This window comes from Dactylosporangium thailandense (assembly GCF_059739745.1).
In genome coordinates this window covers 1,578,812-1,594,177 of record NZ_AP029195.1, presented here as the reverse complement: position 1 = coordinate 1,594,177, position 15,366 = coordinate 1,578,812, and the positions used below count along the sequence as shown (strand labels likewise).

Here is a 15,366-nt window from a genome sequence, read left to right as displayed (position 1 = left end):
GATCTTCACGCGGGGTGGGAGGGTGTGCGACATGGTGCTGTTCACCGTCCCGCAGGCGCGGGCGGAGCTGGCTCGCATTCGGCCCTCGCTCGATCGGCTGGTGGCGGTCCGCGCCGACGCGGCCGAGCTGGCGGCGGCCCTCGCGCCCGGCGGCCCGCCCACCGCGCTCGGGGGCATGGCGGAGCTCAAGGCGGCCGAGGCGCTGCTCGACGAGCTGATCACGGCGGTGCAGGCGACCGGGGCGCACCTCAAGGGGCTGGCGCCGCTGCTGGTGGACTTCCCGGCCGAGCTCGACGGGGCCGACGTGCTGCTGTGCTGGCTCGAAGGGGACGCGGGGATCAGCTGGTACCACCGGGTCGACCTCGGCTTCGCGGGCCGGCGGCCGCTGACGGACTAGCCGCGGACACCCCGGAGGCGCATTTACACGAGGGTCGCGCTGCGCCAGGCTTGACGCATGACGCAACCGCCGGCGGCGCCGCTCGACCCCGCCGGGATCGAGCCGGCGCTGCGCCCGTTCGGGTCGAGCCGGACCCTGCCGGCCGCCGCGTACACCGACCCCGCCGTGCTCGCGTGGGAGCGCCGTCACCTGTTCGCGGGCGCCTGGACCACCCTGGGCCGCCTCGACGAGCTGGCCGAGGGCTGCAACCAGCGCGCGGTGACGGTGGGTGACGTGGGGGTACTGCTCACCTTCGGCGACCGCCCGCGAGCGTTCGCGAACCTGTGCCGGCACCGGGCGCACGAGCTGCTGGCCGACGGCGAGACCGCGGACCGGGCCTCGGCCGTGTGCCCCTACCACGGCTGGGCGTACCGCCTCGACGGCTCGCTGGCGACCGCCCCGCACATGGCCGGCGTCGCGAACTTCGACGGCGGCGAGCTCGGCCTGGTCGAGCTGCCCGCCGCCGTCTGGCACGGCTGGCTGCTGGTGAACGCGGGCACCCCGGCGCCGCCGGTGGCCGAGTACACCGGCGCGCTGGACGGCCTGCTCCGGCCGTACACCCTGGAAAGCCTGCGGCTGGGCGCCCGGCACGTGTATGCGGTCGAGGCGAACTGGAAGGCGATCGTCGAGAACTACCAGGAGTGCTACCACTGCCCGCTCATCCACCCGGAGCTGTGCAAGGTGTCGCCGCCGACGTCCGGCGACAACTGGGCGCTGCCGGGCGCCTGGATCGGCGGCACCATGGACCTGCGCGAGCACGCCGAGACCATGTCCTTCGACGGCCGCGGCACCGGGGTGTTCATCGAGGGCGCCCCGCGGCGGACCATCCTCTACGTCGCGCTCTTCCCCAACCTGCTGATCTCCGCGCACCCCGACTACGTGATGACGCACCGGCTCACGCCGCTCGCGCCGGGGCGCACGGAGATCGAGTGCAGCTGGTACTTCCCCGAGGGCATCGACGACCCGTCCTACGCCGCCGACTTCTGGGACCTCACCAACCGCCAGGACTGGGACGCGACCGAGTCGGTGCAGCGCGGGCTGAACTCCCCGCACTACGTGCCCGGGCCGCTGGCGGACAACGAGGACGCCGTGTACCAGTGGATCGCCCTCGTCGCCGCCGCCTACCTCGACCCGGTGGCCGCGATCGCCGCCGCGTGCTCGTGGAACACGCAACCGGTCAGCGAACCGCTCGCCACCACCGCCCCCGCGTCCGACCCCGGCACCGCCCGCACGTAGGTGCCCGCGTAGCCGCGCCCGGTCAGGAACGCGCCCCACACGGCGACCCACGGCCGCAGCGTGCCGTCCGGCTCCGGCATGAGCTCCGGCACGGGCACGACCCGGCGCTGCAGCACGTACGGGCCGCCCTCGGCCCGGCGCAGCTCCCGGTCCCACTCGTCCGGCCCGGTGCGCCACCCGGCCACGAACCCCGTGCCGCCGTGCAGCATGGTCGCCTTGAGCACCAGCCGCTCCCGGTCCCGCCGCGCGTAGGCGAGCAGGTCGGCCCGCTCGCCGTCGACCGTGACCGCTCCCGGCCGCAGCATCCGGGTCCACGGCAGGACCCGGTCGACGACCTCGAGCTCGGCCGGGTCGAACCGGTCGCGGTGGCGCTCGTCGGAGAGCAGCGCCAGGGCGGCCTTGCTGCCGTAGAGCTCCGACGCGATCGGGGTGAACATCGCCACCTCGCCCCGGGCCGCCGCGGCCAGCAGCGGGTCGAGCAGCGCCGGGCCCTCGGGGCGCAGCAGGTCCTCCATGAGGAACAGCCGGTACACCACCTCGACCCGCCGCCCGGCCAGGTACACCCCGCCGTCGCGGCACTCGACCTGCCCCGCGTGCCCGACCAGCGCGTCGATGCCGAACTCGCCGAGCCGGGCCGCGGTCTTGCGCAGCATCGGCTCCAGCTCCGGGTAGCTGTCCGGCCAGTCCACGATCGCCACCACCGGGCTGCCGCCGGCCGCGCCGGTCTCGTCGCGCAGGGTCTCGCACAGCGCGGCCATCGTGTCGGCGTAGCCCAGGCCGTGCTCGGCGGCGAACTCGGCGAAGTGCGGGCTGTCCAGGTACGCCGCGTTGAGGAACGAGTTCTCCAGGCCCCCGACCGCGCCGCTCACGTTGAGCTCGAGCAGCTTGAAGCCCTCGGCGTCGGGGTACAGGTCGGCCCGCGACAGCCGGGTCACCTGCCCGCCGGCCGCCCGGGCCGCGTCGACCTGCGGCCCCTGCGCCCCGGCGGCGGCCGCGAACGCGCCCGCGTCGCCGTCGAAGAGCCGCGCCGGCAGGCCGGTCAGCAGCCCGTGCAGGGTGCGCAGGTCGGCGTCGAGGCGCTCCCGCTCGGCCCGGGCCAGGAACAGCGGCCGGGCCAGGTGGCCGTTGCGGTAGATGGCGTCGTTGAGCCCGGTGGCGCGGACCGCCTTGGCCAGCTCCTCGGCCGGCATCCGGCCCGCGGCCACCTCCGCCAGGTATGCCTCGGTGACGGCGTTCACGCGTCCACCCTCTCGATCTCGATGCGGCTCTCGATCGCCTTGATGCGCTGGTAGTCGGCCTCGATGGCGTCCGGGTCCGGCCCGGCCAGGATGACCCAGGCCAGGTAGGTGACCAGGTCGTCGGTGGCCGGCACCAGGTCGCCGGTGCCGAGCGGGAAGTGCTTGTCCACGAACGTGGGCAGCGCGTCGACGCCGTCGAAGATGTCGCCGTTGCGCCAGATGCCGGCGGCCGGCGAGGAGACGAAGACCGCCGAGAGGTGCCGGCGCAGCTCGTAGCCCGGCTTGAACCCCCCGCGCAGCCGGTGCGCGACCGTCCGCGCGATCTGGCTGTCGCCGGTGGACATCCGCGTGATCATCTGGTGGCCGCCGCCGGCCGGGCGGGCCGCGGTCTCCATGAGCCGCGGGCCGTGCTTGGTGAGCATGACCTCGCTGTGCCCCGGGCCGTTGCGCACGCCGAGCGCGTCGAGCACGTCGAACACGTAGGGCGCGACCTCGGCCACGTCCGGGTCGTCGGGCGCGAGGAACTGGACCCGCTCGTAGATGCCGATCCGGTCGTCGCGGCGGTGCTTGGCGTAGCGGCACACGTCCACGAGCCCGTGCCGGCCGTCGACCGAGTAGGTGTCGACGAGGTACTCGGTGCCCTCGCCGAACTCCTGCACCAGCACGGCGTCGTTGCGCACGCCGGTGTGGTTGATCTTGCCGATGATGCGGTCGAAGACCGGGTGCCAGTCCTCGCCGGGCAGGATCAGGTGCACGTCGTCGGTGGCGCCGGACTTGGGCGGCTTGACCACGAACCGCTCCCCGGCCAGGCCCTGCTCGGCGATCCAGCGCTCGATCTCGTCCCGGTCGGCCGAGCAGAACTGGCGCAGGTGCGGCAGTCCGGCCCGGGCGAGGGCCTGGGCCATGTGCCACTTGTCCCGCCGGTCCAGGGTGGACGCCGGGTCGTTGCCCGTGCCGGGGCACAGGATCGCGGCGAGCGCGTCGCACAGCTCCACGCCCATCTCACTCCCGGCGACCAGCCACTGTGGACGGTACTGCCGCAGCTCCTGCGCCATCTGCTCGGGCGTGCGGTCGCCGAGCACGTGCACGGCGACGAAGTTCTCCGGGTGCCAGGTGTCGTGCACGGCCTCGACGGCGTGCCCGGCCATCATCACCGCGACCGGTTCGAGCCCCTCGGCCCGGAAGGCGTCGGCGTACTCGTGTCCGGTCGACACCGGCTCCACGATGACCGCGTACCGCTTCTCCTGCATGGTCACTTCCCTCCTCAGGACTCGTGGGCGGCGCCGACGCGGCGCATCCCGAACCAGGCCGCGGCCAGCCCGGCCAGGCTGGTCAGGCCGAAGACCCACCACACCGGCGGGCCGAGCGCGAGCCACAGCGCGACGCCGCAGACCGGCCCGAGGACCGTGCCGAGGCCGTACATCGCCTGGGCCGCGCCCTGGTACCGGCTCAGCAGCTCCTCGGGCGCGGCCAGGGCCGGGAAGGCGAACATCGTCGGGCCGCCGATCAGCTCGGCCAGCGACCACACGACGGTGCCCGCCACGAACGCGGCGACGCCCCACTGCAAGCCGTACAGCGAGTGCCCGAGCGCCAGCAGCGCGAACCCGGCCGCGGCCACGTAGCGGGGCGGGCGGCGCTGGGTCACCTTGGTCATGAGCAGCTCGAACGCCACCACCATGAACCCGTTGAGCGACAGCATCGCCGCGTACCAGCCGGTCGTCAGGCCGGCCGAGCGCATCGCCAGGGGCAGCACGGCGACGTACTGCACGTAGACGAAGACGTTGAGGAACATGGCGAGCAGGAACAGCGTGTAGCGCCGGTCCCGCAGCACCGGCAGGTATCCGCCCCGGTCCCCGCTCGGCGGCGCGTGCTCGCCGCTGCCGCGCGGGAACAGGAACACGGCCAGGACCGCGAACGCCGCCGTGGAGGCCGCCTCGACCCAGTACAGCAGGTCGTAGGAGACGGCCACGAGCAGCGCGCCGAGCAGCGGAGCGGTGGTGGCGCCGATGTTCTGCACCAGCCGGTACACCGCGAAGATCATCACGCGGCGCTGCTTCGCGGTGTGCGTGGCCAGCATCGCCGAGGCGGCCGGGCGGAACAGCTGGGTGCTCGCCCCGACCAGCGCGACGACGACGAGCACGGCCGCGTACTGGTGCAGGTACAGCACGGCCGGCAGCAGCACCGCGGAGCCGGCCATGCTCAGCAGCGTCGTCGGGCGCGGCCCGAGCCGGTCGCCGAGCGCGCCGCCGGCCAGCAGCCCGGTGACCAGACCGGCGCCGTAGACGCCGAGGGCCCAGCCGGCCTGGGCCGAGGAGAAGCCGCGGGCGGTGAGGAACAGCACGAGGTACGCCTGGAAGAACGTCCCGAGCTGGTTGACGAGCACGCCGGCGAGCAGGGCCCGCACCGGCGCCGGGGTGGCCCGCAGGGTGGCGAGCACCCCGGCGTCGGCCGGCTCCGTGCGCGGCTCGGCCTCGACGCCGGCGACGCCGGTCATGACGTCACCCGCAGGTCGGCCGCGGCGGCGTCGAGCGCGGCCGTGACCTCGGCGGCCGTGGGCGCCACGGCGGTGACGAAGCCGAGCCGGCCCATGGTGGTGCCCTTCGGCGGCGGCGAGGCCACGGTTCCCGGCCCCGCTACGAGCACCATGCGGTCCACCGCCGCCGGCAGCGGCTCCCCGGCGAAGCCGATGGTCGCGATGCGGGTGTCCTCGTCCTCGGCGTAGAGGAACCGCACCCCGGCGGTCAGCGCCCGGCCGGGGCGCACCCGCGGCTCGATGCCGCAGCAGGCGGCCGCGGCGGCGAGCCCGGGGGTGACGCCGGTGGCCCGGGAGCCGAGGTAGGGGATCAGGTCGCCGCCGAGGCGCGCGTTGACCTCGATGACGACCGGGCCGCCGGTGGTGAGCCGCAGCTCGGTGTGGGTCACGCCGTCGGCGAAGCCCAGGGCGTCGTGGGTCCGCTGCAGGATCGTCGCGATCGCCTCGTCGCGCAGCAGCGGGTCGGCCCCGTCCACGAGGTGCCCGAGCTCCTCGAAGTACGGCGGGTAGCCGAGCTGCTTGCGGGCCAGCACCATCGGCGTCACGCGCCCTCGGTGCACGACGGCGTCGACGGAGATCTCGGGGCCGTCGGCGAAGCGCTCGACGAGCACCGACACCTCGTAGGCGGGCGCCCCGGGCACCGTGGTGTCCCGCGCGAACGCGAAGTTCGCCTCGAGCTGCCCGGGCGTGTCGACGCGCACGACGCCGAGGCTGGCCGCGAGCGCCCGCGGCTTGAGCACCACCGGGTAGCCGATCCCCGCGGCCGCGGCCAGGGCGTCCTCGACGGAGGCGACGAGCACCGACTCCGGCTGGGCGACCCCGGCCGCGGCGAGCGCGGTGCGGGTCAGGTGCTTGTCGCGGCAGGCGGCGACGGCCGGCGAGCCCGGGCCGGGCAGGCCGAGGGCCTCGGCGAGCCGGGCCACCGGCAGCACGAACGCCTCGTCCCAGCACAGCACCCCGGCGACATCCCCGGCGTCCTTGGCCGCGACCGTCAGCGCGTCGGCGTCGCTCAGGTCGGCCAGCCGGGTCGAGCCGGCCAGGTACGGCTCCTCCCAGGTGGGCGCGGCCGGGCTGACGAGGTGCAGCCGGTAGTGCGGCGCGATCTCCTCCAGCAGGTACCGCCGGTAGTCCTTGTGCCCGGTGCCGACCAGCAGCACGAGCGGCCTGTCCGCCGTGGTCATGCCCGCACCTCCTCGATGCGCGACACCCCGGCCGAGCCGTCGGCGCGCCGCCACCGCTCGGTCAGCCGCAGCCGCCCGTCGGCGAGGCGGTCCGGGGTGCTCACGCAGGTGCCGGCGACCACCGCTCCGTCGGCCATGACCTGGCAGTAGGCCGCGCTGATGACGCCGTCGTCGCCACACGTGCCGACGAGCCGGCCGCTGCGCACAGGGCCGCCCTCGAACTCGGCCCAGACCAGCGAGCCGTCCTGGTGGTAGCGGCCCCGCGCGCCGTTGGGCTCCTCCGGCTGCACGAGCAGTCCCTCGTAGCGGTTCATGCGATCCACCTGACCGGGCACAGCTCGTCGATGACGTTGAACACGGCCCGGCCGGCCATCGCGTTGATGACGGTCGCGGCCCGCACGGGCAGCAGGGTGAGGTTCGCGTCCGGGACGCCGTGGCTGTACCGGGCCCGGTTGAGCACGAAGATGCGGTGCCCGTTCATGCCCTTCCAGCGCAGCGAGTAGTCGGGCTCGATGAGCATGTCGCCGTCGTCGTCGTACTCGACGCGCTCGGCCAGATCGTCGTCGAACGGCACCGGGCTCGCCTCGCGGCCCACGGCCACGACGATGTGCCGGGCGCGGTGCTCCTCGCGGCCGCCGGGGGTGTCGCAGCGCATGACGAGCTCGTCGCCGCCGGCGCCGGCCTGGACGCCGACGGACACGACGTCGCGGCCCGGGTACAGCACCGCCGGGAACCGGTCGAGGTCCAGCATGCGGTCGTAGTTGGCCTGGTACAGCACCCGCAGTACCCCGGGCGTGAGCGCGTCGCCGGTCGGGCCCTGCTCGACCACGAGCCGGCGCCGGGTGCCCCGGGACAGCTGCTGCAGGAACTGCTGGTGGGCCGGGCGGTAGAACTCGTTGGCGACCGGGGAGTCGTCGATGGTCTGGAACCACTGCCGCCGGCCGAGCCAGCGCACGTCGGTGAAGCCGGCGCCGATGAGCTTCAGCACGCACTCGAGGCCGGTCTGCCCGCCGCCGACGACGGCGATCGGGGCGCCGGGGTCGCCGCGCAGGGCGTCGAGCCGGCCGGTGAGCTCGTCGGCGATGAACACGGCGTGCTCCGGCAGCCCGCGCATCCACTCCGGGCGGGTGGCCCGGGTGCCGACGCCGACGGACAGGTGGTGGGCGCGGGCGACCGGGCGGCCGCCGGCGAAGAGCTCGAACCCGTCGCCGGTCCAGGTGACCCGCTCGATGGCGGTGTCGTAGTGGATGCCCTCGATGCGGCGGGCGGCCCAGGTGAGGTACCGCACGTACTCCAGCCGCGGGATCGTGTCGAACTGGGCGTTGAGCAGGGCGAAGAGCCGGCCCGAGGTGACCAGGTAGTTCATGAACGTGAGCCGGTGCTGCGGGTCGACGAGCGAGACGAGGTCCTTCATCCACGACGTCTGCATCCGCACGCCCGGGCTCAGCAGCGCCGGGTGCCAGGCCGGGCCGGGCTGGTTGTCGAAGAGCGCGATGCGGCCGAGGCTCGCGGCGGGGAACAGGGCGGCGAGGCTCAGGTTGGCCGGACCGGCCCCGATCCCGGCCACGTGGTACTCGGGCACGTCATTGCTGGACACGCGATTCCTCCTGGGGGTGTTGAGGGAGGGCCGGGGCGCGGTCGTGCCGCGCTCCGGCCAGGATCTGCTCGGCGGCGCGGGCGCTGGCCGCGAGCACGGTCTTGGCCGCGCCGCCGGAGCCGCCGGTGAACGCCCGCACCCGGCCGCCGGTGCCGGGCACCTCCCGCAGGCGCAGCACGGGCGGGTCGGCGTAGCAGTCGGTGGCGTCGGCCCGGCGCACGGGGGGGCCGAGGCGCAGCCCGGGCAGCCGGCGCCGCAGCAGCCGGGCGACGTCGGCCGGCGGCCGGGGCGGCGGGTCGCCGGGCGCGACGCCCCACTCCTCGCCGGCCACGCCCGCGAGCAGCAGGTCGCCGCCGAGCGGGATGCCGTAGAGCGGGCCGTCGGCGAAGATCGGCGGGAGGGGGCCGCGGCAGCGGTGCACGGTGTACCGGATCGCCTTGACCCGCAGCCCGAGCGCGTCGAGCCCGGCCCGGCCCAGCAGCGCGGGCGTCCACGCGCCGGCCGCGTAGACCAGCACGTCGGGCTCGCCGGCCAGCCGCGCCCCGATGCGCACCGCCGGCCGCCCGGCCAGGTCGGCCAGCACCGCGGCGCGCAGGGCGGCCGGGTCGATGCGCCCGCCGCTGTCGTCGCGCACCGCGGTCGTGCCGGGCGCCAGCGACGCCCAGCCGAGCTCGGTCAGCTCCCGCTCGCCGACGATCCGGGCGTCGAGGCCGGCCAGCGCCCGCTCGTCCGCGGGCCCGACGATAACCGACGGCCACGGCCGGAAGTCCGCCCATCGCCGCAGGTCCGCGTCCGCGCGCAGCTCCGCGAGGCTGGCCACGGCCAGCTCGCGCTGCTCGGGGTGCGGCTCGTAGCCGCGCACCGCCCCGCCCGAGACGCTCGTCGCGTCGCGCAGGCCGGGCGGGCCGGTGGCGAGCTCCACGTCGATCCCGGCCCGCGCGAGCCGCCACGCGAGCAGGGAGCCGGCGATGCCGGCGCCGACGATGCCGACCCGCATCAGCGCCGGCCGGTGAGCACGGCCCGCAGCGTCGCGGCGTCGTCGCTGCCCGCGGCGAGCAGCGCCAGCAGGGCGCGGGCGGCGAGCGGGGCGTCGAAGCCGGTGTAGCGCAGCGCCAGCTCGCCCCGCTGCCGCTCGGCCGCCAGCAGCGCCGGGGGCAGGGCGCCCTCGGTGCGCACGCCGTCGAGCAGCGGCCGGACGTGGGCGGCGAACGCCTCGAACGACTCGCGGGTGAAGTCGCTGCCGACCCGGTCGGGCCGGTTGAACGCCAGGAACAGCCGCACGATCCCCGGGTCGGCGTCGGCGAGCAGGTCGTTGGCCCACACGGCGTGGTTGCGGCTGGTGGAGAACTTGAACCCGTCGAGCGTGAAGAACCGGTTCACCACGCTCATCCCGGCGAGGCGGCCGAGGTCCACGCCCGCGGTCGCGAGCAGGGCCGGCCACATGATGCCGTAGAAGTAGGCGTTGTCGATGCCGTAGAAGTTCCACATGCCGCGCACCCGGCCGTTCCACACCTCGGCGAAGGCCGCGGGGTCCTCGGCCACGCCCGGCCGCAGGGCCTGGGCCACGCCGCGCACGAAGTTCAGGCAGACCTCGACGTACACGTCCAGGCGCATGCCGTCGATCGGGCCTGTGCCGGCGACGCCCCAGTCGGTCGGGTAGGCGGCCGGGATGGCCGGCAGGGGCCGGGCGAGGGCGGTGTCGATGAGGGCGCGCACGTCGACGGGCAGCTCGGCGCGCAGCCACAGCGACTGCAGCGCGGCGCGGTGGGCCTCGAGGTCGAGCACCGGCACGGCGGCCGTGAACGGCACCGGGGCGCCGCCGCAGCGGGCGCAGCGCACCTCGACCATCGTCTGGGCCGAGGTGAAGCCGCCGCAGCCCTCGCAGCCGCCGCCGCAGGCCTCGTGGCCGCAGGCGCCGCACAGGCCCTCGACGTAGGAGTGGTGCAGGGTCCGGGCGCAGCCGGCGCAGCGGTGCAGCTCCAGCTCGCGCAGGGGCAGGGCGCCGCGCTCGACGAGGCGGGCGACCATCGTGGCCATCGCCGGGGCGTAGCCGGGGGCGCGGGGGTCGACGAAGGCGTCGTACTCGATCCGGGCCCGCCGGAACGCCTCCACGATCTCGTCGCGGTAGCCGTCGACCATCTTGTCCACGTCGACGCCGTCGAGCTCGGCCCGGGTCAGCACGTAGTTCTGGTGCACGTCGACGCCGGCCATCGCCAGCACGTGCTCGCCGCGGGCGCGGGCGGCCCGGGCGGCGAAGTCGGCGGCGAGGTAGGGCCCGGACAGGTGCCCGACGTGCAGCGGCCCGTTGGCGGTCGGGGGCGGGATGGACACGACGTCCACGAGCGGCTCGGGCTCAGCCATGGTTGGCCTCCGCGTACCAGTAGGCGCTGAACACGACCAGGGGCTCGTCGGGGCGGCGGTTGTGCACCACGTGCCGTTCGCCGGATTCGAGCAGGAATGCGTCGCCGGTCCGCACATCGACCGGTTCCTTGCCGTCCACCTCGACGGCGGCGTCGCCCCGCACGACGATCGACAGCTCCAGCTCCGGGTGCTGGTCGGCCGGGCTCACCCCGCCCGCCGGCACCTGGTACCACATCGCGCGGAACGGCAGCGCGCCCACGCCGTCGTAGCCGTCCCACCGGAACACGTCCACGCCGCCGACGGGCCGGTTCGGCCCGCGGCCCAGTTGATAGGTCCGCATGGCGGATGACTATCGACGCCCGCCCCTGCGCCGCGGTTGCGGTCGCCTGCGGTGCCCGCTTGCGGTTCGCCTGCGGTGCCATTCACTCACCGGGGTTTACGAATCTCGAATCCGACGGACCCGAACGAGTGGGCGATCAAGCGATAGTGTTCGATCGTGCAGTTTCGATTACTCGGCGCGGTCGAAGCGGACATCGCCGGCCGCCCGGTCAAGCTCGGCTGGCGCCAGGAACGCTGCCTGCTGGCGTTGCTGCTGCTGGAGAACGGCCGCCCCATCCACAACGAGCGGCTGGCCGAGCTGATCTGGGAGGGCGAGCCGCCGCCCGACCCGCGGGCCGCGCTGCAGGTGGTGGTCGCCCGGCTGCGGGGCCACCTCAACGCCGCCGACGCTGCCGCGCACGGCGTGCGCCTGGTGACCAAGGGCGACAGCTACGCCCTCGAGGTCGCCCCCGAGCAGGTCGACGTGGCCCGGTTCAAGATGCTGGTGGCCCGGGCCCGCACCGCGGACCACCCGGACCGGGCGGCCGCGTTCCTGCGCACCGCCCTGCGGCTGTGGCGCGGCCCGGCGCTGGCCGACGTGGCCGGGCCCTGGCTGCGGCGGCGGGTCACCGACCCGCTCGACGAGCTGCGGCTGGCCGCGACCGAGGAGCTCATGGACGTGGAGCTGGCCGCGGGCCGCCACCACGAGCGCATCGCCGAGCTGACCCAGCTCGTCGCCGAGCACCCGCTGCGCGAGCGGCTGCGGGGCCAGCTCATGGTCGCCCTGCACCGGGAGGGCCGCCGGGTCGCCGCCCTCGACTCCTACGAGCAGCTGCGGCGCACCCTGCGCGACTCCTTCGGCCTGGAGCCGGGCGCCCAGCTGCGCGAGCTGCACGGCCGCATCCTGCGCGCCGACCTGCACCCGGAGCCCTCGGCGCCCGAGCCCGCCCCGGCCCCGCCCGCTGCCGTGACCGCTGCCATGACCGCGGCCGAGGCCGGGCAGCCGGCGCGGCCGGTCGCGCCGCGGCCACCGACGCCGGCGGAGCTGCCCGCGGACGTGGCCGGGTTCGTCGGGCGGACCGAGGAGCTCGCCCGGCTCGACGCGATGCTGCCCGAGGCGGCCGGTGGCGGAGGACCGGTCGTGGTCACGGCGATCGCGGGCACGGCCGGGGTCGGCAAGACGGCCCTCGCGGTGCACTGGGCGCACCGGGTCGCGGGCCGCTTCCCCGACGGGCAGCTCTACGTGAACCTGCACGGCTACGCCTCCCGCGACCGGCCGGTGCCGCCGATCGAGGCGCTCGGCGGGCTGCTGCGCTCGCTGGGGGTGCGGGAGGACCGGGTGCCCGACGACGTGGGGGCGGCCTCCGCGCTGTACCGATCCATGCTGGCCAGCCGCCGCGTGCTGCTGTTCCTCGACAACGCCCGCTCGGTCGAGCAGGTGCGCCCGCTGCTGCCCGGCGGCCAGGGCTGCCTGGTGGTGGTGACGACCCGGGACCGGCTCACCGGGCTCGTCGCGCACGACGGGGCCCGCCGGATCACGCTGGACATCCTGCCGCCGGAGCAGGCGCGGGCGCTGCTGAGCGACATGCTCGGCGCGGACCGGGTCGCCGCCGAGCCGGAGGCGGCCGCCGAGCTCGCCGCGGCCTGCGCCTACCTGCCGCTCGCGCTGCGGATCAGCGCCGCGGATCTCATCAACCACCCGCACCGCGGGATCGCCGCGCACGTGGCCCAGCTGCGCGCCGCCGACCCGCTCACGGCCTTGGCCGTCGACGGCGAGCGGGCCGTGCACAGCGCCCTGGAGGTGTCGTACCGCTCCGTCCCGCCCGACGCCCAGCGGCTGTTCCGGCTGCTGGGCCTGGCGCCGGGCAACGACTTCACCGCCGCCGCGGCCGGGGCCCTGGCCGGGCTCGGCGGGGCTGAGGCGGCCGGGCTGCTCGACCGGCTCGCGGCCGCGCACCTGGTCGTCGAGCCGGCGCCGGACCGGTTCACGTTCCACGACCTGCTGCGCTCCTACGCGCGGGCCCGCGCGACGGCCGACGACGCCGCCGAGGAGCGCACGACGGCGCTGCGGCGCGTCTACGACTGGTACCTGGGCACCCTCGACGCCGCCGCCCGGCAGCTCTATCCGCAGCTCGTGCGGCTGCCGTACGCCGGATCCGCGCCGGCGGCCACGTTCTGCGGCACGGCCCAGGCCCGGGCCTGGCTGGAGGCCGAGCGGCAGAACCTCGTGTCGATGGTCCGCCACGCGGTCGCCGACGCCTACCCGGAGATGGCGTGGCGGCTCGCCGACGCGATGCGCGGCTTCCTGGCCCAGGGCGGCCACCTGTTCGCGTGGCTCGTGGTCAGCCGGGCCGGGCTCGCCGCCGCCGAGATCTACGCCGACGTCAACGGGCAGGCCGCGATGCTCATCGGCCTCGCCCACGCCAACCAGTGGCTGTGCCGGCACGACGAGGCGGTCGAGTCGCTGCGCTGCGCGATCCGCCTGGCCGAGACCGGCGGCTGGACCGAGGGCCTGGCGTGCGCGCGCAACAACCTCGGCATCTTCTACGACGAGCTCGGCCGGCCCGACGACGCCCTGGAGCAGCACACCGGCGCGATCCGGCTGGCCCGCGAGCACGGCTCGACCCCGCTGCTGGTCGCGTTCCTGGACTCCCTCGGCCACCACCATCACGTGACCGGCCGGCTCGCCGAGGCCACGGAGTGCCTCGACGAGGGGCTGCGCATGGCCGAGACCCTCGGGGAGGCGTCGCGGACCACGGCGTACCTGCTGGAGTCCCTGGCCGCGACGTACCAGGCGCAGGGCCGGCTCACCGAGGCCCTCGAGCTCGCCCAGCGGGCCCTGGCGCTGTGCCGCGAGGTCGGCAACCGGCTGCACGAGACGACGATCCTGTCGCTGCTGGCCGCCGTGCACGCCGACCTGGGCCGCCCGGAGCGGGCGCTGGAGCTGGCCACCGCGGCCGTCGACACCGCCCGGGACCTCGAGGGCAGCTACGGCACCGCGCAGGCGCTCATCGCCCTGGCGCTGGCCAGCCGCGGGGTGGGGCGGCCGGAGCGGGCCGCCGAGCTCTACGGGGAGGCGGGCACGCTGCTGGCCGACGTCGGCGCGGCGTACCACCGGGCGGCCGCCTCCGTCGGGCTGGCCGGGGCGCTGCACGACCTCCACCGGCTCGACGCGGCGCTGCACCACGCCCGCAGCGGGCTGCGGCTCACCGAGCGCGGCGGGTTCCGGATGCTGCGGGCGCACGCGCTCGTCACGATCGCCGAGATCCAGCTCAGCCGGGGCGACCGGGTGCGGGCGCTGCTGGCGGCGCGGCGGGCCGCGGACGCCCACCGCACGAGCGGCAGCGTCGCCGCGGAGGCGCGTATCCGCGGGATCCTGGCGCGCGCTAGCGCCGGTTCGCCGCTTTCTGAGCTAGCACCATGAGCCCCGCGCCGACCAGGGCGCAGATGACGCCCAGCACGACGTAGACGGTCACCCGGGCCCAGCTCGTCGGCTCGTGGCCGATCTCCACCCGCACCCCGATGCCGAAGAGCACCGCGACGACGAGAAAGCCGATTCCGGTCGGCCGTGGCCATGTCATGGCGCCTAGTACAGCACATTCGTCCAAGCGCGCAGCTTCTCCGGATTGCGCACCGCCCAGAAGCGGGTGATCCGCCCGCCGGCGACGTCGAACGCGACGACCGTGGCCGTGACCCCGTCGAGCTGGGTCACGACGCCCGGCTGCCCGTTGACCATGCGCTCCAGCACCACCAGCCCCGGCACCAGCCGCATGATCTCGACGAGCCCGTGCGCGATCCGCTCCGCGCCCGCGATCGGCTCGATCGCGGCCTCGACCAGCCCGCCGCCGTCGGAGACCGCGACCGCGGCGGGGTCGAGCAGCCCGATGAGCGCGTCGATGTCGCGGGCCGCCCAGGCCCGCGCGAACGCCCGCACGACCTCGGCCCGCCGCTCGTCGGGCCCGCGCCGCACCCGCGCGGAGGCGACCCGCCGCCGCGCCGAGGAGGCCAGCTGCCGGCAGGCCCCCGGCGACCGGCCCACGATCCGGCCGACCTCGGCGAAGGAGTAGCGGAAGACGTCGTGCAGCACGAACGCGACCCGCTCGGCGGGCGTCATGGTCTCCAGCACCACCAGGAACGCCATGGTGACGGACTCGTCGAGGGTCACGCGGTCCGCGGGATCGGCATCGGTACCGCCGGCCAGCGGCTCGGGCACCCACTGCCCCACGTAGCGTTCCCGCCGCACCCGCGCCGAGCCCAGCAGGTCGAGACAGATCCGGCTCGTCACCGTGGTGAGCCACGCACTTGGCGAGACGATCTCGTCGCGCTGCCGCGGCTCGAGCGCGTACCACCGCGCGTACGCCTCCTGCACCACGTCCTCGGCGTCGGCGAGCGACCCGAGGAGCCGGTACGCGATGTTCAGCAGTTGCCGCCGCTCCCTCATACCCCTCCTGACGAACCAGCGCCCC

Annotated in this window: 14 protein-coding genes; 3 read left to right on the top strand and 11 right to left on the bottom strand. The window is 75.5% G+C overall.

Annotation, left to right across the window (positions count from 1 at the left end; all coding sequences use genetic code 11):
• Positions 1 to 31 precede the first annotated feature (31 nt).
• Both AC6JBM_RS06885 and AC6JBM_RS06880 read left to right on the top strand, forming a co-directional pair.
• Complete coding sequence (locus AC6JBM_RS06885; protein WP_497982755.1) at positions 32 to 397, top strand: DUF2203 domain-containing protein; 366 nt, start codon at positions 32 to 34, stop codon at positions 395 to 397.
• Positions 398 to 454: 57 nt separating this feature from the next.
• Positions 455 to 1,672 (top strand): aromatic ring-hydroxylating oxygenase subunit alpha, encoded by a 1,218-nt coding sequence (locus AC6JBM_RS06880; RefSeq protein ID WP_497982754.1) that lies wholly within the window; start codon positions 455 to 457, stop codon positions 1,670 to 1,672.
• On the opposite strand, the gene AC6JBM_RS06875 is transcribed toward AC6JBM_RS06880, so the two are convergent.
• The 9 genes from AC6JBM_RS06875 to AC6JBM_RS06835 are packed head-to-tail and all read right to left on the bottom strand — an operon-like array spanning position 1,558 to position 10,922.
• Positions 1,558 to 2,910 carry a hypothetical protein gene (locus AC6JBM_RS06875; RefSeq protein ID WP_497982753.1) on the bottom strand — a complete coding sequence of 451 codons (1,353 nt, stop codon included), beginning with the start codon at positions 2,908 to 2,910 and terminating at the stop codon, positions 1,558 to 1,560. The genes AC6JBM_RS06880 and AC6JBM_RS06875 overlap by 115 nt on opposite strands.
• Positions 2,907 to 4,160: an ATP-grasp domain-containing protein gene (locus tag AC6JBM_RS06870; RefSeq protein ID WP_497982752.1), complete on the bottom strand. Its 1,254-nt coding sequence runs from the start codon at positions 4,158 to 4,160 to the stop codon at positions 2,907 to 2,909. Before AC6JBM_RS06870 ends, AC6JBM_RS06875 begins: the two co-directional genes overlap by 4 nt.
• Positions 4,161 to 4,174: 14 nt before the next feature.
• Positions 4,175 to 5,404: an MFS transporter gene (locus AC6JBM_RS06865; protein WP_497982751.1), complete on the bottom strand. Its 1,230-nt coding sequence runs from the start codon at positions 5,402 to 5,404 to the stop codon at positions 4,175 to 4,177.
• Entirely contained in the window at positions 5,401 to 6,624 is a 1,224-nt protein-coding gene (locus AC6JBM_RS06860) for an ATP-grasp domain-containing protein (protein ID WP_497982750.1), read from the bottom strand. Before AC6JBM_RS06860 ends, AC6JBM_RS06865 begins: the two co-directional genes overlap by 4 nt.
• Positions 6,621 to 6,938 (bottom strand): avidin-fold protein, encoded by a 318-nt coding sequence (locus AC6JBM_RS06855; protein ID WP_497982749.1) that lies wholly within the window; start codon positions 6,936 to 6,938, stop codon positions 6,621 to 6,623. Before AC6JBM_RS06855 ends, AC6JBM_RS06860 begins: the two co-directional genes overlap by 4 nt.
• Entirely contained in the window at positions 6,935 to 8,221 is a 1,287-nt protein-coding gene (locus AC6JBM_RS06850; RefSeq protein WP_497982748.1) for a SidA/IucD/PvdA family monooxygenase, read from the bottom strand. The genes AC6JBM_RS06855 and AC6JBM_RS06850 overlap by 4 nt, the downstream gene beginning before the upstream one ends.
• Positions 8,208 to 9,218 carry an FAD-dependent oxidoreductase gene (locus AC6JBM_RS06845; RefSeq protein ID WP_497982747.1) on the bottom strand — a complete coding sequence of 337 codons (1,011 nt, stop codon included), beginning with the start codon at positions 9,216 to 9,218 and terminating at the stop codon, positions 8,208 to 8,210. Before AC6JBM_RS06845 ends, AC6JBM_RS06850 begins: the two co-directional genes overlap by 14 nt.
• Complete coding sequence (locus AC6JBM_RS06840) at positions 9,218 to 10,582, bottom strand: class I tRNA ligase family protein (protein ID WP_497982746.1); 1,365 nt, start codon at positions 10,580 to 10,582, stop codon at positions 9,218 to 9,220. The genes AC6JBM_RS06845 and AC6JBM_RS06840 overlap by 1 nt, the downstream gene beginning before the upstream one ends.
• Complete coding sequence (locus AC6JBM_RS06835) at positions 10,575 to 10,922, bottom strand: cupin domain-containing protein (protein ID WP_350611055.1); 348 nt, start codon at positions 10,920 to 10,922, stop codon at positions 10,575 to 10,577. The genes AC6JBM_RS06840 and AC6JBM_RS06835 overlap by 8 nt, the downstream gene beginning before the upstream one ends.
• A 156-nt stretch (positions 10,923 to 11,078) precedes the next feature.
• Between AC6JBM_RS06835 and AC6JBM_RS06830 the strand changes: the two genes are divergently transcribed.
• Positions 11,079 to 14,324, top strand: coding sequence for an AfsR/SARP family transcriptional regulator (locus AC6JBM_RS06830; protein WP_497982745.1), 3,246 nt, complete (start codon positions 11,079 to 11,081; stop codon positions 14,322 to 14,324).
• Here the strand turns inward: AC6JBM_RS06830 and AC6JBM_RS06825 are convergent.
• Together AC6JBM_RS06825 and sigJ are read right to left on the bottom strand one after the other, a co-directional pair.
• Positions 14,287 to 14,481, bottom strand: coding sequence for a hypothetical protein (locus tag AC6JBM_RS06825; protein ID WP_350611057.1), 195 nt, complete (start codon positions 14,479 to 14,481; stop codon positions 14,287 to 14,289). The genes AC6JBM_RS06830 and AC6JBM_RS06825 overlap by 38 nt on opposite strands.
• Positions 14,482 to 14,486: 5 nt before the next feature.
• Entirely contained in the window at positions 14,487 to 15,341 is an 855-nt protein-coding gene (gene sigJ / locus AC6JBM_RS06820) for an RNA polymerase sigma factor SigJ (RefSeq protein ID WP_497982744.1), read from the bottom strand.
• Positions 15,342 to 15,366: the final 25 nt, after the last annotated feature.